This window comes from Haladaptatus sp. CMAA 1909 (genome assembly GCF_043952005.1).
In the GTDB taxonomy this organism is placed as follows: Archaea; Halobacteriota; Halobacteria; order Halobacteriales; family Haladaptataceae; genus Haladaptatus.
Genome location: NZ_JBIOAV010000009.1, coordinates 1 through 19,508 on the forward strand (window position 1 = coordinate 1; position 19,508 = coordinate 19,508).

Below are 19,508 nucleotides of genomic sequence, written 5' to 3' on the forward strand. Positions count from 1 at the left end.
CCCGTCTTCCGCTTTCTTGTCGACCACTCGGCAATGCACGCCCTCGATGACTCGTCTCGGTGGAGTTACTTCGTCCTGGACGAGTTTGCCCGGATCGATGGCCTCCGGCGTATCGGTGAACTCGTGAACGTTGGTCGTGGCCAGAAGGTGCAGCTCCTCATCTCACTGCAGTCGGTCTCGCAACTGTACGATAACTACGGACGAGACCGCGGTAACGCCATTCTCTCCGGCCTTGTGACGTCGATCATTCTCCGACTGCAGGATGCCGAAAGTATCGAATACGCTCGCACAGTCATCGGGTCGGAGTTCAACGAGTACACGAAACACGAATCACGGGACGAAGAGGGTGCCGTCATGGAAACAGAGACGACAACCGAAGAGGAACACTCCTTCGCGAAGGGTGAGTTTACTGAGTTCGAACCTGGGCATGGCGTAGTTGTGAGGCGGAACTCGTGGGCGTACGGATACATCGCTGCTCTCGATCGTTCGGGGGCAAAACCACTCCTCAACGTTGTGAATGAGTAATATCGAGAGATACAGTGCTGCCCGACGCACCAACCGCCACTCGTTAGCGCTCCTTGCGTCGCTTGTGCGCCGGAGCCTACGGGTCGGGGCCAAGCCCCCGCTTCCGTCCGCTCCGCTTGGAAGTGTCCTGCGCTCCGCTCTTCTCCGGCTTGGGATGATTGACTAACCGAGCGACAGGAGGGATAACGACCTTGTTGACATCATCCCCGGTGATAAGTTTCGGTGGGGGTGCTGCTACGAGTGCGTTTTCTCGTACCGCTTGATGACAAACGTGAGGAACGCCGAGGTTTGGTGTAGGAGCAGAATTGTGTAGTCCTGGTCGATCTGCTCATGCCTGTGTTTATCGCCAGCCGGTTTCTGCATTCCAATCTGAAGCCCCTCCCAGATCTTCTGCCATTCTGCGTACATCGATGGGTTCGGTTCAAATAAGCCCCTATTTTTCATCTCATTTAGACAGGCTCCAAGACCTGCTCCAGGGTCTACCCAATCCTCTTGCTCTTTGCAGATCTCTTCGGCAACCGCTTCGATGCTCTTAGCGAGGTTCTCGGTTAGGCTGGAATCTAGTTTGTCATTCTTGTAGTGGTCCCAGGCCTTATTATAGGGTTTGAGTGGTTCCTTCCACGGTTCGCCGAGTGCGAGGACTCGAGTTTCTTGGTCAGCTTCAATGATAGTTTCGTCCGCAACTTGCTGGAACTTGATGTACTCATACTTACCAGGGCTCGGGGTATTCCATTGTTCCATCTCCTCCACAGACGGTTTCATTTGGACCAATATACCTTCCTCAACGAGCGTTCTCTCAATTTTGTGAGCCATCAGGAGAACGTCGTTATCATTTCGGAAACGACTTTTTGACCAAGTTCTGTTAAGGAGATATTCTAAAAAGTCCCAAAAGAGGTCCATGTCGTCCGTCTCTCTAATGAAGGTGTCCAGCGACTGCAGGGTTGCAATTGGGTTTCTGAATTCGAGTTTCGTGATCTCTTGCCCTGTATAGTCAAGAAGGTCGCTATAGGCGGCTTTTACCTGTTCAGCCTCAATCTGTTGTGTGAGAATATTGGCCAAGCGGATTCGGGCTGGTTCGGTCAACTCTTCGTGGATTCGTGGCTCGGGTTCGCTATTCCGCTTGCTCCACGGGGTGAAATCCCACATTAGCCCACAATGTGTGTTAATTTGTAAAGAAGGTTCGTAAGTAACCGCACAAGCCTCTGGTAAATCACTTTGAATAGGCAGCGGAAGATGCGGAGATTCGCTGTTCTTCGTGAATTAGTGTCTTCCGGAGTGTTGACACTCCATCGAATCGCCCCCAGTCCGGGCCTCCGCTCGCTGTGCTTCGCGCTTCCCGAGCTGCGGTCGAGCGGGTGTCGCGTCTGCGCAAGAATTACGCACCACGGTCATCTATTTATCTCTCCTCTACTTTGGCAATTTTATGAGTGAATCTACCTCAACATATGCTGATGAGCTAAGACGGAAGCTCCATGGTGAGCAGGTTGGCACGCCATATTCACTCGTTTGTGATTTCTGTAGTACTGAAATCGACATCGCTGAACCAGTCATGTACGACGCACTGCGTGTCGTGGATATGCCAAACCTTGAAACATTGATTGACCCCCCCAAGGAGTGGATACTCGACGCTGCCCGCTGTCGTGCTTGTGAGTCCGAGTCTGTTGACCCGGCTACTGACGGGTACGATGAAGCGCTCATTCTGCTCTCGATTAACGAATCAAATGACATCCTTAGTGCGGATACCTCTAACATGACTGTAGTTGATGTCTCACCACACGAGGAGGGATATTATCCGCCGGTAATCGAGCCTAATTTGCTTATTAAATCCGATGATGCAGGATTCGCTCGATGGATTCGAATGATTGGTATTCTTGATGATAGCAGATCTAATAACTATCCTCAGCTTGTGGAAGAATCAATAGAGACCATGATCAGGCATTCAAAAGAAGTACCGCCCGGCGTCAATCTTTAGATCTCTGATTCAGAGTACACAGAACAATTTCTTTAGCCCGTGTTTGATTATGGTAGGATGAAAACGAGCATTCTTCTCCGCATCGTTCATCGGAACATCAAACTCTCGTAAAAGCTCAAGTTTGAGTTCTTGATATCGGTAGTCGAGGTCGTCTTTCAGCGACGGCGGCAGGTACAATGATAACTCCTCATTACTGGGTAGAGGGATGGATATCTCCAGTAAAATTAATATTAATATTATCAATATAATATTAGGGAAGTATTTATATATCTCTTAGTACTATTAAGTTTTGCTTGCCCAGTAGAGATAGAGGTATTTATACGCGTTAGAAATGTAATTTATCCAAACTTTACGGTTAAGATTGGAGAATCAGTATAATATGTGGTCTAATGGACAGATGATGGCGGAAGGCGCAGAATTAGAGATGTCTATTTGTAGGACTATCTCGATCTTGAGGGGCAATAGCAGATTGATTGAACGATTTGTTATGGTATTTCTTGATATAGATTTTGGCTTTGATTGCAGTATTTCGATTGGTAACTCAAATAACTCTGAAACAGATAAACGAGGTGGTTCAATAGTTAAGGGTCTTGGTAAGTGGCTGTTCGCAGAAGCGACAAACGGATTACTCATGTGGGCCATTCCATACTATTCACCATCACTATTTATTACAGTAATGGTAGCTATTGTCATTCTCAGTCTGGTTATGTGGTATGAAGGGGGGAAAAGAAATCCGTATCTGAAATAGCTGGTTCAGATTTAATTAGGGTCTATTTGTCTCACTGCCTTATGTTGTCCTAAGCAGAAGCGACGGTTATCAGAGCTTCTGAACAACGAGCTTGATGACCCGCTTCGGATTTGAGAGGAGCCGAACAATCCACATGACGACAATCGCCAGGACAGCCAGCAGGCCAGAGGCCACTGTGATGTGTATCGCTTGCCCTATGAGCGTGCCATCGCTCACTGGGGCGGTGATTTGAACCGAGAACCAAAACAGGCCAAATGCCAAGGCCAGCGCCGCGATTGTTTCGAATATATTGGCACCGTCTTTCGATTGCTGCTGGAAGGTGGGTGCGAGTTTGTTCTTCTGGTGTATCGCCTCGTGGCACCCCTTACACATCGTCGTGAGGTTGGTCATTTTGTGCGTCCCGCCCTTACTCTTCGGGACGCTGTGGTGGGCGTGGAGTTCGTGATCTCCTCGAGGACCACCTTTACGGCCGCAGTTCTGGCACGTGTAGTCGTCACGCTTATACACGCGCTTTCGACGAGTGTCCCAGTCTCTCGGGTAATCGTTCTTAACTCTCATTCGTGCCTGATTCTCTTGTTGAAAATCATTGGAGGGCTGTAAAAAGACTGTTCGTATTCCTCTCACGAACTGGAGGCCAGATGAGACGGTGATGTTATGCATATGCAGCAAAAACCAGTACTTGCATTCAGAGGGTGTTCCTGGCCACCGTGGTCAGGAACGAATTCTCACAGTCCTCAGCGCCAAACAGCTACAGCATCGTCACGAAGGCCTTGATGATGGCCATCGTGAGTCGAATGACCTGCAGTCGCAGCAAAGTCAGTTCGAGGCGGCGTTTGAGACTGTCGCGGTTCTTCTCGGAGTCCTGAGACGTGTCGTCGGTCATGGATGTATCTCGAGCGGGTTGCCTGAGTCCGGTCGTATAGGAAATCCAGGAGAGCACGCCCTACGGCTTGTGTGCCGCGCATTCAGAGGGTGTTCCTTCTTTCCTATATCTTCGATTTAGACGCAGGGAGAATAAAGCGTTCGCGTCGTGGGGTGAAAGTGGAACGTGAAAAACGCTGTTATAGAGCCTCTATTCCCATAATAGAAAATTTGTTTATAAGGGAGCGTATCTGAAAAGGATTCACAATATCTCGAACAGAAAACCGGGGGACGGGATAGCTATCTCCGCGTTACTGAGAAGAGCAAGTATTGGACACTCGCAACAGGGAAAGACCCGAAGTCGGGGAACAAGCCACATCGTGACCTGCTCCGTGATTCCTATGAAGCGCTCACCCAACTTGGGATGACTATAGTTAATTTATAACAAATGCATTCGATACTGGCAAGAGTGGCAAACTAGCAAAGTGAACTGGTAGTGAAAGTGATGATGCAAAGAACTTCCTAAACTTACTCACTAAACTGGTTTTACTCTCCGCTCAAGAACTTGCTCAAGCGATTGCATCCAATTAGCAGTGTCATAGATGGTTTCAGAATTGGTTCGCTTCGGTTCTTCCCATGTACTTGTCAAAATTTGGGCGTCCTTGCCAATAGCTCTGTGAGACCGCTCCTGCTAAATTGATAAAGAAAGCCATCAGACTGTCATCACCCGTATCTAAGAAGACTAATCGATCACCGTCTTCGGTTGAATGCTTTTTCATAATATACTCCCCCAGAACACAAATCAAGTCTGCACAGTGATCTGTATCTATCCTATCGCTATAGTACTCTAGAATATTTCTTTTGAAAGTTTCTTTTTTAGGTCCTTCATACGCAAAAACACACGAAAAGAGGTGTTCTGGAACGCCTCCAAATGACATAACCGGTGTTACGTCCCTGTTTAGTTGCTTTACCGAGTCAACCTTTGATAGTGCATTATTAAGCTGAGAGGATAGATTTGTTTTTACCTCTATGTGTGCCATTACTCCCGCACTCAGAAATTGCTTTGAAGAACCATATTCTAATGTCGGTTGCTTTTCATCGTAGACTACTACGTCTGCTTGCTTACTGACTCTTCCATCCGAGTCAAGGATCTCTCCGTCACCAACAACGAATTTCTCTGGATAAATATCCTGGAGGAAATTTTCAACAAAGTACTCCCTTGCCCCACCTGCCGTACCACTGTGCTCAAAACCAGATGAGCGCTCGTACTCGCTCTTGAGTATCTTCGAAGTACTACTGAAGTACTCGTCAAATTTAGACATAAATCTTCTTCTGGCTGTAATATCAAAAGCATTTTTCAAACATTAATGATATTTGGGATTTGGACGGACTATTGAAATACTATATCACCTTCAGACCGGGAGTGCTTCGTCCACAATCTTTGTGTTAGTGGAAGAAAGAATGGTATAAATTTTAAGAATTAGTCAAAATTCACGACATTTCAAGAGTAGTCTGAGACACTCTTTCAAGCTGTTTTTTGTGATCAGGAAGCTCTTCGAGGCGACAGTCGAGCACTTTTGTCTCTCTAGGTGTTGATGAAGCGGCTTCACTCTGGAAGATGAGATACCGTTCTCCATTACACGCGATCCCCCAAGACGAACCTAGAAGTCGCATGTACGTCCGGAGTTCTTGCCGAGCGGACTTTAACGATCTTCCTACTTTCTTAACCTCTACACTCACGACAGGATCATTATCACAAAGTAGTGCATAATCCGCCTGCTTACTTACAGTAGGGTCTTTACGGGGGTATTCGAGCCGCACGTCTGGCGAATAAATATTCCAGCCAAGTAGACTGAGAAACGGTGTCGTTATCTTGGCTTTCGTGTTCATTTCGTCAAGTCGGCCATTCTCGGCAATGACCTGACGGGTACGGGCAACAAACTGATCTAAAACTAATTCCGTCAAGTCCCCATCGATGCCAGCACCGTGGTGATCAAGATAGTTTCGGTCCCACACTGATGACATCGCAGCCCCACTCCGATGTGCACGCTGTAGTTCTATTTCGAGATCCATCGAGGCCGCTTCTGTATACGCCGTTGCAACCGCTTCATTGTTCAATCCGAGAAACTCTTTCAACTGGTAGGCATCCAACCCACGGTTTGCATGGTAGTATCCTGCATGCTCTCGTATCGAGTCTGGGTACACTTCACAGACATCATCATAGCAATCGCTGGCTTCGGCAACTGTATCTATACGACGATTGATCGATGTTCTTGATCGAGGATACGCGTCGTAAGTCTCGAAAAAACTGTCGTAGAGATCGATCACTTCATCATTCCAATTGTACGGAACCTTTCGAGCGAGACCCACCAATTTCGGCTTCCATCGGGACGCGAGCTCGTTCTCAAAACTCTTGCTGGGGTCCTGTGCCACACTTTGGCGAGCTTGCTCACGACAATATCCGCAGTGATGCCCGTCGTTTCCTTTTGTACATGGATCGTGATCCGGGATTTCGATTATACCGCGATTGAAATCGATCCAGTCTCGGTTCATATGGCTAATTTCCCCAGCTCGTAGTCCGAGTAGCCCGAGCGACACGATGACAAATTCTGCAGTATCTCCAAGCTCTCCGTCGATATCTTCTCTTGCAGTACGCCACAGTTCGTTGAATTGGTGATATGTCGGTGCATCGTCTCGGACGTTTCGGCGTCTATCACTCGCCATATCTCCTCACGCAACTTCTCTCTTGGTAAATATACAGAACATACTAAACGTCATTAATCTCTTGTGAGCATGAGAAAGCCGGTTCGAGAACCGAACCTGAATTGAAGCCTATATCCCCACGTGGCGGTCGTTGGAGGAGGAGCACAATCTCAGACACCTCATCAGTGGGTTTGTCGCCGAGTAAAACTACTATTTTCCATCCTGTCGCCGGTTCTGTATAATGCCTAGTTATTTCACCGCCTATTGTATATGTTCTCGTACAATGAGTAACTTGAACTCAGAAGCTGGCGACATTGTAGAGGAAGTTGAAGAAGTAGCAGAGAAACTGGAAGATGACCTTGCCGAGATCACAGAATTACAATACGATATTAGCATTCAGAATATGAATAAAAATTCTCGTGGTCACCAACTGTATTTCCAGGTCGAACCCAATGGACATGCACTAACCGAAGCGCTCTGTGAATCAGATAGTGATTATTACTCCGATGCAAGCATCCAGACACGCGGATCGTTTAATATCACTGTGACCATCGACGAGTAGCTAATTCACTTTGCCCACAGGGTAAAATCGACGTTCAGCACGGTCGAACTCCGACGATTCCTGCATTACTACTCTCAATCGGACGAGTTCGATCCTGAAACGCTACGTGAGAGACTTGAAGAGCAGTTCGATCAAGCAGTAGAAGACGCCAATCGAGCAGCAAAAGAACGGCAGGGAACACTGACCGAGAAACAGTTTGACCGTCCCGATCCTGTCGAAGCTCTACCCGACGAAGACAGCGAAGACGAATGATTCAGTTTGCGAAGAAGTCTTTCGCTCGATCAACTAAACGCTGGATGTTGCCGTAGACGCCTTCCCGCTTGTCAACATGGAGAATGCCGACCAAATAGAACTCGCCGGCATCTTCGATGACAAAGATCACCCGATATCCGCCAATTCTCGTCCGATATATATCTAGTGCAGCTCCCTTCAGCTCCTCTACGTCGTAATCAGTGAGGTCTCGCCATGGATTCGTCACCATTTCCTTCAATTTCGCCTGAATACGGTCATCAGCCTCTTTTGGAAGGTTAGAAAGGTCTTTGTCCGCCCGCTTGTGCATTACAAACTTATATTCGGCGTCATCGTCCGGCATGCAGGTTCATCTACAATCGATAACACTACAGCTAAAGATAACTTCCGGTATCGAAATCAGAAAAACGCGGAACAGTGCTTCAACGCTTCTCGTTGTGCTCCTCAAAAGTGACGTACTCACCAGAAAGCACGTCGTCCGCACGACATTCGATTTCGTGACGATCGATCTCCTCATCGTCCGTCTCCACGTTTTCAGAGACGTCGTGAGCACTTCGACCGTTGCCCATGTGATTGCTCATACCGGCCCCTAGATTTCCAACCACATAAACCCCTTCGAATAAATGATTGCCTACTTCATCGAAATATACCGATTCTAGTTAGTTTCCCAACTCCACGCATAGATTGAGTTGGGGGTCCCGGGGGTTGGTTACTTCCGCTTATCAAATTAACCAGAAGTACACTACACACCACTAGTTCCAGTGTAGATCCGACGTTAATCTGCTCACAAGTACGATTAAAGCCGATTTAGATTCGATGAACCAAATACAGCTATATCTTCTGTAGGTGCGTTGGCCGCATAGGTTAGAATAGCATACTAACTATAGTTTTCCACTCGAAATGCGTCGCACGCACGTCTGACTGAATTACATTGTATCCCGCGAGAACACGGGAAGACATGGAACAGATTACGCTTCGAATCCCGAAGGACACGCTTGCGGATATAGAACGGGAGGCGGAAGAACACGGTGAAACACGGTCAGAATATATCCGTGAAATACTCGAAACACGCACAGAATACGATAGCGAACACGGAGAAGGTCAGTGTGTTCCCATTGAAACACATGCTGAATTGCAGAGAGAATACGCCGAACTACAGGCAGAACACGGAGAAGGAGAATGTGTCCCGGTCGAAGAACACAACGAATTACAAACCGAACTTGACCGGGTTCACCGTGAGAAACGGCAGGTACTCGCCCAACGCGAAGAAAATCAAGAACTCAAACGGTACGTCGAAGATGAACTGAGCTGGCGTGAACAGTCACTCGGAACGCGTCTGAAGTGGTGGGTATTCGGAAAAGGTAGCGACTGACGACAACGTGGGACTGTCTCACCTACCCCCGAGGAATTATACGCGTGTGGGTTGTTAGCATGATCTGTCGGGTGGAAAGACCAACCTCGTCACACAACACCCAAGCACTGACGTACCACCCGACAAACGTGGGAATTGACGTGAGCCATTTCACCCCACGTTTGGGCGCACATTGGGACGACTGTTAGACGGCGGTTGGATTACACCTGTCGCGTAATCTCTCGACGAGAGTAAAACACTGTCGCGTATACCCACTTATAAACCAACTTGTTTTATTATTATAACTATACTATACTAGTAAGTAGTAGAGTAAGCGTCAGTCACCCAAGGACACGTTGGGTAACGTCCAACCGGTTATTTCTTTGACTGTTCAGCCGTGATATTTGGCGTTTGCTTACGTTGCTACAGACGCCTCAGCATCCTCCTTACAGGACACATGTGAGTCGAGGATGTCTCTCCACGATTTCTTGTGCTGGACGACAAGACACTCTTCGGGCGCAACGTAGTCAGCCCCGAGACGCTTCGCAAACGCTTTGTCAAAGACGACCTTTTTCGCTCCCCGATGGTCGATGATCCGGACATGCTCTTTCCCCATGTCGTCCAGAAAGTCCCTGACGCGCTTCACAGTCCCATCGTTCGGATACTCGCCAAGCATTGAGGCAAGCTCCTCGCGGAGCTTCTTATTGGAGACGACGTATCCTTTGGGCGTCTTCTTCCCTATGATCTTAGCGATCAACGCAACTCTGGTCGCTCGATACTGATTTTCGTGTAGGTGTTCTTTGGCTTCATCGTCGGTCATTCCACAGACTTGCTCCAGCGGACTTTCGGCGAGTAGCGTGTTCTGCAGGGTGGTCTTTGGCGCTTCGACCCCCACAGCTACGTTCTCAACATCTTCCTCTACCTCATCCAGTTGGTCTACAATAGATCGCTCCTCGAAGCGCGGACGGGTTGGGTCCCAATCCCCGAGTACACAGTCTTCGAGATCCCACAGTGACCGTTTGATGAACTTGTGGGATGATTCGAGCTCGTCGACTTGCTCTGCGAGCTGCTCGCCTGCTGTTTCGATTTCGTCGACGACGGTCGTCGGCGCGTCTGTATATTCGTCGAAAGCGTTCGTCACACTCTCCGTAAACTGTGCAACTGCTGTGCTGACAGCGTTCTCGCTCATTTGTATGGTTTTTGCTTGTCCCGTTGAGGAACGGCAGCGGACGGGACGGAAACGCTGTCACGACCGAGTGATAGTTTCGCCACTAAGCGAAGGCAAACTATTATTACGGTCGCGACAAAAGGGACAGGTGTTCAAATCTGTTCGGGGAGGAACTGACCTCCCCGTTCCCTTCTGCCGCAGTCACGATTCGTTACATAGCTGTGGGTTTCGTATGGCCTTTATTTAAAGCCTGTTACTGGTTGAGTGAGGGGCGTCTGACGCATGGCTGACGCTACTCATTTTCGCTCTGTTCACAGACGACGTCCTGTAGTTCTTCGAGTAGTTCGGGATCGCTTTCCGAGAGCAGCTGCACGTCTTTTTCCAATTCCTGGAGCCGGTCGCGGAAGAACGACCGTGTCTTGTATCGGTAGGAGTCGGAGGTTTCACCAGCAATCGCTTCGCGCTCGCTTTCGGTCAGCAAACCGCGCCCTTGGGACATGAGCGGTCTTTTGATGTGTTGGCCCATACTTCATTCGGTAAGACGTTCTCTACCCATTTAACCATTCTACATGCAGTAAGGCTTACTCTACTCAGAAAGATTAAGTTGGTTCAGCTTATTGTATATAGTAAGAACTCGGGTTATCAGGAAACTGGCCGCGTGGTGATCACACGCGACCTGGGTTCTGAATGGAGCGAACCCATGTCTATCAACACAACCCACCAGAAAAAGCGTACCGAACCAGACCAATTCGAATTCACGAGTGTGACGGACGAGAAGATCAATGTCCGCAATCACAGTCACGAGGCGTCCACCTGCTACACAGTAAGCATCACAGACGACGTCGCGTTGCACTGTACCTGCCCGGACTACACGTTCCGCCATGCGAACACTGTCGGCGGGATGTGCAAGCATATGCAGGCAGTCGAGGAGAATCTTGATGAGATACGATCTGACGCCGACACTTCCCAGGGTGAGACGCGCATCACTGGTCCGTACCGTGGTTATGACAAGTACGGCACCGTCGATCACACCTACTGGACGTGTGAGGACTGTGGCGCGGAAGCCACCCGGAAGGGCGCACTCACCGACTGCTGCTAATCCGCTCACTTTTTCATCGTCTCATGCCAAACGCCGCTGTCCGATGTAGCTGCTTAGCGAACGCTGACCAAGTGTGCGGATACATCCGATAAGAACAACGTTTCTCGCAGCACGTTTGCCCCTCTCTTATTCTCTCATTCGTTCGTTTTCGAACGGTACAGGCACGAATATGTAGTTAGTATAAAATACTAATCTTCGTTGTTTCCTCTCTTGCTCTGGCTAGCAATTGAACACTATCATAGCTCGGTAAAAATGAGGATTGCCGTGATTATTGATTGGGATTTGTACCGGGATCGCACCGTTCCCGTCCTCATCACCGTTGTTTCCATCTTGAGCAGCAGCTATCTGCCACAATCATCCCAAGCGGCAGAAGAGCGGAGCGAAGGGCACTCCCGAGCGGAGCGGACGGAAGCGGGGGGCTTGTCCCCGACCCGTAGGCTGCCGCGCATAAGGGACCGAAGGGGACCGAAACGAGTGGCGGTGGCTGTTGAGTATGTATTGCAAGAAGAGAACGCCAGTCAAGGTGCCGGGAAGTACAACCGAGTGAGGACGGGGCCGACCACGAAGGCGACGAGCGTCCCTGCATCGCCGATGAGTGGCTGCAGTAGTGCAAAGGTCACCACCGTGAGTAACAGAGCGACAGGGAGCGCTTTTGTTGTCCATACGACTTTCTGGAACATCGTCGCTTGGGTGTCAGTGCTCATGACTCATCCTCCTCTGGATCCTTGATAAGATGATACAGTGCTGATTTCGCGTGGATGTTCTCGATGTATCCAGCGGCCTCAAGGACCTCAAGCCGTTGGTGAATGTATTGTCGAGAGTAACCTGTTTCGTCGACAAGAAACGACTGAGTCCGGTCTCCTTCCCGGAGGTGGTTAATGATGTCATGATCCACATCTTTGAGTCGAACCATTATTATCGCATTGTTGTTGTGCATGCGTAAACCTTCTTCCTCATCCATCATGTGTGTTACGGACCCAACATTCGATATCATCATAGGGTCCGTAAATTATTTGTTATCGGAGAGGGTTGTATTGGATGGAATGAAGTTCGAAAACAACACCCTCAGTCGAACAGGACGGAAAACCAAACTCATCGCAGGCGCGGGGGTGGCCGCACTCCTCCTCGCCACCGACCCCGCCGCTGCAGCCGGGGCGTGCAGTGTGCCGAACGCTTCGAACGGCATCGGACAGTTCGGTGACCTCATGCGCTCTGTGCTCGTCCTAGCCGGCCTCTTCATCGGGGGGAAAACGATGATATCCTCTCGCTCCGGCGGAAGTCACGGCAAAGCAGGATCACGTAAAGCATATTTGTCGGCTGTCGGTCTCTTGTTCGCCGGGGCAGCGCTTCCACAACTCGCCGGGTGGGTTCTCGGCATGTTCGGGAGCTCGCTTGGCGACGTCGGCCTCAGCTGCATGTTCTAACCGCCGGTAGGTGAACTAACCACGTTTCTTTCCTCAACGAATGAACCACCGAACCATGTTATTTCGAGTGCTCTGCTGTCTCTTCCTCGTGGGTGTCGTTGTCACTGGTGTAACCGCCGCACAGTCGACACCGACGTCCACGGGGAACAACACGACAGCGAACAACTCGAGCACGAATCAGACAGCGGCAACGACTCGCCCGACGGTCAACCCGTACGGGTCGGGCTATCTCAACGAGACGGGCAAATACAATTCGAATAACAGCACACTCGGCGTCTACAACAACTCGACGGGGATGCAGGGGAGTGGTGGCGGGATGTTCTATAACGCCATCCTTGACGCATTCCTCGCTGTCCTTGGATACTTCGTCAGCGGCCTGTTTCGCTTCATCAACGCCACTCTCAACGCCGCGATCAAGATGGTGACGTTCACGCCGGCGCCGAGCTGGGGAAGTGGCTGGTACCAAAGTCCGGACAACATGGTCTGGCCGGAGAAGTACCACGACTGGAAGACGACCGGCCAACCGTGGACGTTCTTCATTGCCATCTCCTCGACGTGCCTTTACCTTGCATTAGGACGTCGAGGTCTCGGTATCCTTCCCGCCCGCTACGAGCGAGCAGGGACGAAGAATGTAATCATCGCGTGGTTGATGGCCTTCTGGGGCTGGCAATTCGTTGGCTTCGCGTTAAACATCGGCAACGCCCTCACGCTCGGCATCGTCGGTGACGTCACGCAAAGCACGGTTGCGACGAATGGCCTCAAGGGATTGCTCCTCGTCGGGTTAATCGCGATCGCGTTCTGGAATATCTGGATTGTTCTCGCTGTCATCAGCCTTGTCAGTCTTCGGACTATCGGCCTGACAGCACTCGCCCCGTGGATTCCATTCTTCTACGCACTCAAGTCAGTACCCGTCCGGGGGCTCGGCATGATAGGCGATGGCCTCACGAAGTTGTGGCTGATGCTCATCCTCGTGGCATTACCCATCTCGATCGCGATCTCAGTTGGCTTCTCGCCGATGACGTCGGATATCTTCGGACAGTACGGCCTGGCGGGTATCCAACTCATCGCGATGCAACTCGGGACGTCGCTGGCCTGTCTCGTCTTCCCGTACGTGATGCTTAGCAAGGGAGGTGCAGCGCTTGCCTCAGTCGGTGTTATCGGCACGGCACCCACGGCTGATGGGATGCAACAGGCCTACCAGAACCAACGCGAACGCGCCAGCGAGGTCAAAGCAACAACCCACCAGCGGGTTACTGGTGCCCGTGACCTCCACCGAGGAATCCGTGGTCACGACCCCGTGGGCGAAGGAGGAAGCGCGTACGCAACCGGAGAGGCAGGCAGACAGACGGTGCAGACGTACTCTACGACACTCCGCGAACGTGTCCATCATTTCCACGGCGGGGACGAGACAGTGGCAACAGACGGTGGATCATGTTCGTTAGAACAGTTGCGTGAACAGCGGCTCGATCACCTCGAACAACAAAACAACGATGACTGACGACAACAATTCCGGGCGACGCATCGGCCTCGAAACAACCATTCCGCAAGAGACGACTGGCAGCGTCTTCGACCTTGGATTAGGACTGTCTCTCGGCGAACTCACCATTATCACGGTGCCTACGGCAGCACTCGCGTACGTCGAACTGACGTATATTTCGGTGCCGCTGATGTGGTTTTTCGTGTCCGTTGGTAGTGTCGGCGGGGGACTGTACTACGCCGTGAAACGGACGCCGTGGTACGCAACACCGCTCGAGACGATCTCGAAGAAATTCGATTACCTCCGCTCACGCTTTCGAATGCCATTGGTTGGCCCGACCGCAGCGGACGTCCCCGGTGTGACGGACGTGCACCCCGAGTATGACGCCCTAGAGACGGACAACGGGACGATGTTCACGCATGTCACGGTCGACCTGCAGAACGTCTCGGAACACGACCGCAACGACTGGATTCTCGACGCGGCGGACCTCGCGAACGGCATCAACAAGCACATCGCACAGGCCGAATCGGACGGCTTCGATGTGAAGGTTCACCTGCCACAGACACTTCCGAACGATATTTCACAGACGGACGACCTCGACGAAGCCACGTTTAACGACGACCTCCCGCAACCAGCACGTGAGTACGCTGACTCGCAAGCAGAACACTACATCGACTGGTTGGCCGGGTCCGGCGTGATGGACAAGACGTGCACTGTTGTCGTGTGGATTGAGCCTCACGAGGTCAACACACCAACTGAAGATAGCGGGTATCTGGCACACGCCGCCGATGCTATCGGTGTTTTCGGCTCCGGTGATGCAACCAAGGCGAAGCAAGCTGACGCCCTCACCAACCGTGTGCAGACGGTACAGAAAGCCCTGGCGAGTGTCGCAGGAAGTCGCCGACTGACGACGGACGAGAGCGTATCCTACCTTCGTCGCTTCTGGCTGGATGAATCCACTCCGTTCGACTTCTCGGATATCACGACTGACGCCCCTGTCCCCACGGCCGCGTACGTGAGTAACGATCGTGATGACGCCGAACCCGTGGACGACGAGGAGGGTGGCCGACTCGCTGCTGTCCGCGAGTGGGTCACTCAACAGACGTCCTCGAACGCACGTGAACAAGCCATCTATGGACCGGCACACATCGACGAAGGGGTGAAAACGGTAGACGTGAACGACCACTATACGACGAGTCTGTGGGTCGTTGGGTGGCCGTCTTCGCCCGAACCTGGCTTTCTTACTGACGCCCTCTCGGTGCCGGGTGTTCGGATGGATACCGCGCTCTATGTGCACGCAACGGAGTACCGGGACAAGATGGACGAACTCGCCACCGACCAGGAGTGGCTCAGCGCAATGGGCATCGAAAAAGGTGGGAAGCAGGCCAAGTCAGACGACGCGAACGTGGCCGCCACGCAGAAGGTTATCCTCCGGGACCACATGCGAGACAACGGCGTTGAAGCGTCGGAAGTGTCGATGGTCGTCACTATCCGTGCAGACTCTCGGGAGCAGGCGCTCAAGCTCCGCAGGAAGGTAAAAAATGAGTTCCTCGCAACGAACGACATCATCGCTACCGGCGCGGATGATCGGCAACTCTCGGCGATGAAGACAGCGGCACCGACTCCCGGGGACGCATTTGAAGACGCCTCACACAACGATACACGGTTTGAAATGCCGAGTGATACCCTCGGGGCGATGTTCCCGATGGCAGGCGGCTATCAAACGCATGAGTCCGGGACGATCTACGGAATGGCACTGGCACGCTCTGGTACACCGCTCGGACTTCTCCAGGTCGACCGGCGATCACTCGCTGTCCCGCATCGCTTCTGGGTTGGCCGTTCCGGGTCTGGCAAGTCGTTCAACATTAAGGACTTGATTATCTCTGATATGCTGCAGACACCGAACCTTCGGACGATTATCGTCGATATCGCCCGCGGGTTCGATGGCGTAGTGGAGACGTTCGACGGGTCAAAGGTCAAGGTTGGAGAGACGAAGATTAATCCGTTCGAAGTCCGCGCTCCGGGTGAACACGGCGACGGGTTCACGGCTGATCTCTCGTCGAAAATCAACCTCATCGCCGATATGTTCTACTTATACCTGCAGAAGAACGCCAGCGAGCCCGAGGAGTTGCGAGCGACGTTGACCGAACTCATCCGCAAAACCTTCTCGGAGGCCGGTATCACCGACGACCCACAGACGCACTCCCGCGAGAAGTCGCCGACGATGGAGGATTTCTTTGGTGTGATGGCTGACGCGGCTACTAACCCCGGGGGTTACACTGCCGAAGGAACGGATTACGAGGTCGAAAAGATGAAAGAACACGCCGGGATTCTCCTTACCGCCCTCAAGCCATTTAAGCCGACACCAGACGACGAACCGGACGGTGCGTTTGAATGGATGAGTGGCGAGTCGGAGGTTGACCTCTCCAGTCGTGTCCTCTACTTCGACATGCAGAAATTCGAGGGGAAACCTGCCGTCGAAAAGGGAATGGCGCTTGCGTATATCCTCTCCATCGCCCCGGAAGTGGCGAAACAGACAGAGAATTACGTTGATGTCGTGGTTGACGAAGCACACGACCTCTTTGCCGAAGCGGCACAGGCAGGCCGATTAGAGTCGATGGTTCGCGCCGGCCGGAACGCCGGGTTGATGTTCGACTTTATTTCACAGGCTGACGACGATTTCAACGAGGATGCAGCAAAACGGATTGCTAAGCAGTGTGCCATCAGTGGGTGGCAAAACATGGGGAAGATGGGCCTGTCCGACCCCGAACCGTTCGGCCTCTCGGCGATACAGGCCTCACAACTCTCGGGTGGGTTGGCTGCGGGTGACGATAACGAGACGAGTTACAGCGAGTGTCTCGTCGACGTGGACGGGGATGTCTACCGTGTCCGAAAGCGTGTGAGCGACTTCGCGAAGGCCGTCCTCGACTATCGGGAAAGCGACGATGGCGACTTTGACGCCTACCTCGCTCGTGAACTCGGCACTGATGAGGAAGACGTCGAGGACGAAGAAGAGAGCGAACAGGACGAACCAACCGAACCACAGTCGTATGCTCCGAAACCAGTCATCGCGGATGACTAACCCCTCACTCCAAGCCGGAGAACAGTGGAGCGACGGGCACCCCCGAGCGGAACGGACGGAAGCGGGGGCTTGCCCCCGACCCGTAGGCTCCGGCGCAGAAGGGACCAGAGGGACCGAAACGAGTGGCGGTGCGGTACGGTGGCAGTTTGTAAACTCATGTCTCACCGATCAATCAGATCTGTATCGGCATGCCCTGGATGTCCTCTTTTTCGCGCATAAGAGGATGTCATATTGGAGACGGTTCGACCCAAATAATAAGTGCTCCGCGCACGGTGCATATACCGTGCGGCACGGTGCGGTAAACCGCGGTACAGCGGTGCAGTTCCCCCCCTTGTGGGGGCAGGTTTTTAACCTGCCTTGCCACTCCACACACTCGAATAATCACCTCACTACAGCAAGCCGACATCCCAATGACAAGTGCTAAAAAAATCACGATATACGTCGATCAGGAAACGAAAGACCTCTACAAGCAAGAGGCGAAAGACCGCAACCTGTCGGTCTCGAAGTACATCCAGAAACTCGTCGAACAGCAACGCGCCAAGGAACAGCGAAAGAACGCCGTGGACGACCTCGACGCCGAAAAGCGGATTACTGATATCATCGCCAGCGGGAAAGACGAACTGAAACAAGTCGCCCGCCATTCCGAAGACGTCCAAGCCCGCAGCGCGGTCTACAACATCGCACTGTGGGAACTCCAGAAACAGCAATACACGGACTTGCAACGCAAACAAGCACTCCAGACAGCGGCTGAAAGACTGCACGATCGTCTCGATGAGCATCCCGAGTTTCAGCAAGAACTCGATGACGCATTGGACGCAATCGAAGCCGAAGAAGACGCCGATGGCCTCTCTGACCTCGTGAAGTAACGAACAGCCATGGTTACAGTCCTGCACACAGATTACCGAGAATCAGGCGCATCAAACCTTCTCTCGTACATGAACAAGGAGGAAGGCAACGGTCTGCACAATCGGTACGGCGAAGAGATGACTAACGCGGAGATTCAGCACTTCGTCGAAAAAAGCGAGGCTCACGAGTTCGAACGCTCGATCATTGTCTCTCCCGAGAATCGGCACACTCTCTCTGATGACGAGCTGTCGCTCTATGCGCGCAAGACCATGCAAGAGTTCACGGAGGACCGCCCGACCGCGGACTACTGTTACGCTGTGCATCGGGACTCGGAGAATCCACACGTGCACGTGGCCCTCACCGGCACAAAGGACGATTTGTACATGAACACAGAAGACATTGAAAGCGTCCGTGAGGACGCTCACACGAAGTTTGTCGAACAGCATCAAGAAAACACCCCTCCACTACTACCAGAACACGAGTTTGAACAGGACACTCAGCACAGTGCCGAGAGGTTCCGATGAATCCTCTCATCGACCTCCTCATCGACTTTTGGTGGTTGACGCTCCCTGTTGGCCTTATCGCCGTCTGTTTCACGGTGAGCACGGTCGTCATTGCCCCGATACGCCGATGGTGGACACGGAAGGCACACGCTCGAGCAGTCGATGATGGGTACGCATTGCCGTTCGATACGGGGGCACAGCTGCTCGACATCATCATAGGCGACGATAGCACAAAGTCGAGAAACGTCGGCATTGCTGAGAAGTTCGGTAACTGCCTCTCGATTAGTCAGACCGGCTCAGCGCTTCTGCTGGGCGCGACAGGCTCCGGGAAAACCGAAGCGGGCAAAGTCCTCATCCGTCAGATGAACGCCGACGAGAACGAGCCAGTTGTCGTCTACGACCACAAAGACGATTACCGCCGCTACTTCGAGGAATACGAATCTGACCGGGATATCATTCGTATCTCGAGTGAGAACTCAACCGACTACTGGAACCTCTTCCGGGAGGTCGAGGACGAAGACGGCTTTGACGAGATATCCCGAGCGATGTTCCCACAGACAAGCAACGGAGGGAGCGAGTTCTTCGATACGGCCGCGAGACAACTGTTCACGGCAGTTCTCAAGTACCTCCATCGGGAGTTAGACCCGTCCGAACAGCATAACAAAGCCCTCATCAACTTCTTCAAACGGTGTGATCGCGTGGAGATGTACGAGCGCCTCTCGGAACACGATGACCTCATGGCTGCCGCTAGCGCCATCGATCCCGAAGCAGACCGACAGGCCGCTGGTGTGTTCGCCACGCTTCAACAGAAGGTTCAGGACGTCTTTGTTGGTGACTTCGCGGAAGCAGGCGACTTCTCGGTGCGTGAGTACATGGACGGTCCACAGGGGCGTGTGTTGCTTCTCGACAATCCAATCCGGCAGTCCGAGCAAGTCCGT

General features: G+C 52.1%; 23 protein-coding genes. 12 read left to right on the plus strand and 11 right to left on the minus strand.

Annotation, left to right across the window (positions count from 1 at the left end):
- On the plus strand, window positions 1-525 hold a 525-nt coding region (locus tag ACGYLY_RS28555), incomplete at its 5' end, for a TraM recognition domain-containing protein (RefSeq protein ID WP_395291328.1).
- A 234-nt stretch (window positions 526-759) separates the two neighbouring features.
- On the opposite strand, the gene ACGYLY_RS28560 is transcribed toward ACGYLY_RS28555, so the two are convergent.
- Window positions 760-1,671 (minus strand): hypothetical protein, encoded by a 912-nt coding sequence (locus ACGYLY_RS28560; RefSeq protein WP_395286162.1) that lies wholly within the window; start codon window positions 1,669-1,671, stop codon window positions 760-762.
- Between the two features lie 277 nt (window positions 1,672-1,948).
- Between ACGYLY_RS28560 and ACGYLY_RS28565 the strand changes: the two genes are divergently transcribed.
- Window positions 1,949-2,497, plus strand: coding sequence for a hypothetical protein (locus tag ACGYLY_RS28565; protein ID WP_395286163.1), 549 nt, complete (start codon window positions 1,949-1,951; stop codon window positions 2,495-2,497).
- A gap of 400 nt (window positions 2,498-2,897) precedes the next feature.
- Entirely contained in the window at window positions 2,898-3,245 is a 348-nt protein-coding gene (locus ACGYLY_RS28570) for a hypothetical protein (protein ID WP_395286164.1), read from the plus strand.
- A 69-nt stretch (window positions 3,246-3,314) separates the two neighbouring features.
- Here ACGYLY_RS28570 and ACGYLY_RS28575 read toward each other — a convergent pair whose 3' ends face one another.
- From ACGYLY_RS28575 to ACGYLY_RS28590, 4 genes are all read right to left on the minus strand, one after another.
- Window positions 3,315-3,905: an HNH endonuclease gene (locus ACGYLY_RS28575; RefSeq protein ID WP_395286165.1), complete on the minus strand. Its 591-nt coding sequence runs from the start codon at window positions 3,903-3,905 to the stop codon at window positions 3,315-3,317.
- 88 nt (window positions 3,906-3,993) lie between these two features.
- Window positions 3,994-4,128, minus strand: coding sequence for a hypothetical protein (locus tag ACGYLY_RS28580; RefSeq protein WP_395286166.1), 135 nt, complete (start codon window positions 4,126-4,128; stop codon window positions 3,994-3,996).
- A 586-nt stretch (window positions 4,129-4,714) separates the two neighbouring features.
- A complete protein-coding gene (locus ACGYLY_RS28585) occupies window positions 4,715-5,428 on the minus strand; it encodes a DUF6602 domain-containing protein (protein ID WP_395286167.1) in 714 nt (237 codons plus the stop codon).
- Between the two features lie 169 nt (window positions 5,429-5,597).
- Complete coding sequence (locus ACGYLY_RS28590) at window positions 5,598-6,830, minus strand: hypothetical protein (protein ID WP_395286168.1); 1,233 nt, start codon at window positions 6,828-6,830, stop codon at window positions 5,598-5,600.
- 262 nt (window positions 6,831-7,092) lie between these two features.
- Here ACGYLY_RS28590 and ACGYLY_RS28595 point away from each other — a divergent pair, with 262 nt between their 5' ends.
- A complete protein-coding gene (locus ACGYLY_RS28595; protein ID WP_395286169.1) occupies window positions 7,093-7,371 on the plus strand; it encodes a hypothetical protein in 279 nt (92 codons plus the stop codon).
- Window positions 7,372-7,624: 253 nt separating this feature from the next.
- On the opposite strand, the gene ACGYLY_RS28600 is transcribed toward ACGYLY_RS28595, so the two are convergent.
- Entirely contained in the window at window positions 7,625-7,963 is a 339-nt protein-coding gene (locus tag ACGYLY_RS28600) for a type II toxin-antitoxin system RelE/ParE family toxin (protein WP_395286170.1), read from the minus strand.
- A gap of 79 nt (window positions 7,964-8,042) precedes the next feature.
- Window positions 8,043-8,201: a hypothetical protein gene (locus ACGYLY_RS28605; protein WP_395286171.1), complete on the minus strand. Its 159-nt coding sequence runs from the start codon at window positions 8,199-8,201 to the stop codon at window positions 8,043-8,045.
- A 377-nt stretch (window positions 8,202-8,578) separates the two neighbouring features.
- Here ACGYLY_RS28605 and ACGYLY_RS28610 point away from each other — a divergent pair, with 377 nt between their 5' ends.
- Window positions 8,579-8,992: a ribbon-helix-helix protein, CopG family gene (locus tag ACGYLY_RS28610; protein WP_395286172.1), complete on the plus strand. Its 414-nt coding sequence runs from the start codon at window positions 8,579-8,581 to the stop codon at window positions 8,990-8,992.
- A 394-nt stretch (window positions 8,993-9,386) separates the two neighbouring features.
- On the opposite strand, the gene ACGYLY_RS28615 is transcribed toward ACGYLY_RS28610, so the two are convergent.
- Together ACGYLY_RS28615 and ACGYLY_RS28620 are read right to left on the minus strand one after the other, a co-directional pair.
- Window positions 9,387-10,160, minus strand: a complete 774-nt coding sequence (locus ACGYLY_RS28615) for a hypothetical protein (protein ID WP_395286173.1) — start codon at window positions 10,158-10,160, stop codon at window positions 9,387-9,389.
- Between the two features lie 271 nt (window positions 10,161-10,431).
- Window positions 10,432-10,665, minus strand: a complete 234-nt coding sequence (locus ACGYLY_RS28620) for a hypothetical protein (RefSeq protein WP_395291329.1) — start codon at window positions 10,663-10,665, stop codon at window positions 10,432-10,434.
- A 174-nt stretch (window positions 10,666-10,839) separates the two neighbouring features.
- Between ACGYLY_RS28620 and ACGYLY_RS28625 the strand changes: the two genes are divergently transcribed.
- Window positions 10,840-11,238: an SWIM zinc finger family protein gene (locus ACGYLY_RS28625; protein ID WP_395286153.1), complete on the plus strand. Its 399-nt coding sequence runs from the start codon at window positions 10,840-10,842 to the stop codon at window positions 11,236-11,238.
- 518 nt (window positions 11,239-11,756) lie between these two features.
- Here ACGYLY_RS28625 and ACGYLY_RS28630 read toward each other — a convergent pair.
- Both ACGYLY_RS28630 and ACGYLY_RS28635 read right to left on the minus strand, forming a co-directional pair.
- Window positions 11,757-11,942 (minus strand): hypothetical protein, encoded by a 186-nt coding sequence (locus ACGYLY_RS28630; protein ID WP_395286154.1) that lies wholly within the window; start codon window positions 11,940-11,942, stop codon window positions 11,757-11,759.
- Complete coding sequence (locus tag ACGYLY_RS28635; protein ID WP_395286155.1) at window positions 11,939-12,202, minus strand: MarR family transcriptional regulator; 264 nt, start codon at window positions 12,200-12,202, stop codon at window positions 11,939-11,941. The genes ACGYLY_RS28630 and ACGYLY_RS28635 overlap by 4 nt, the downstream gene beginning before the upstream one ends.
- A 79-nt stretch (window positions 12,203-12,281) precedes the next feature.
- Here ACGYLY_RS28635 and ACGYLY_RS28640 point away from each other — a divergent pair, with 79 nt between their 5' ends.
- The 6 genes from ACGYLY_RS28640 to ACGYLY_RS28665 form a co-directional block, all read left to right on the plus strand.
- The gene (locus tag ACGYLY_RS28640) at window positions 12,282-12,662 is read left to right on the plus strand and encodes a hypothetical protein (RefSeq protein WP_395286156.1); all 381 of its coding nucleotides are present in this window, start codon (window positions 12,282-12,284) and stop codon (window positions 12,660-12,662) included.
- Between the two features lie 55 nt (window positions 12,663-12,717).
- Entirely contained in the window at window positions 12,718-14,160 is a 1,443-nt protein-coding gene (locus ACGYLY_RS28645) for a hypothetical protein (protein WP_395286157.1), read from the plus strand.
- Window positions 14,153-17,221, plus strand: coding sequence for a VirB4 family type IV secretion system protein (locus tag ACGYLY_RS28650; protein WP_395286158.1), 3,069 nt, complete (start codon window positions 14,153-14,155; stop codon window positions 17,219-17,221). Before ACGYLY_RS28645 ends, ACGYLY_RS28650 begins: the two co-directional genes overlap by 8 nt.
- Window positions 17,222-17,631: 410 nt before the next feature.
- Window positions 17,632-18,087 carry a hypothetical protein gene (locus ACGYLY_RS28655; RefSeq protein WP_395286159.1) on the plus strand — a complete coding sequence of 152 codons (456 nt, stop codon included), beginning with the start codon at window positions 17,632-17,634 and terminating at the stop codon, window positions 18,085-18,087.
- A gap of 9 nt (window positions 18,088-18,096) precedes the next feature.
- Entirely contained in the window at window positions 18,097-18,591 is a 495-nt protein-coding gene (locus ACGYLY_RS28660; protein WP_395291330.1) for a relaxase/mobilization nuclease domain-containing protein, read from the plus strand.
- Window positions 18,588-19,508: type IV secretory system conjugative DNA transfer family protein (locus tag ACGYLY_RS28665; protein WP_395291331.1), on the plus strand; the 921-nt coding region annotated here is incomplete at its 3' end. The genes ACGYLY_RS28660 and ACGYLY_RS28665, both read left to right, overlap by 4 nt.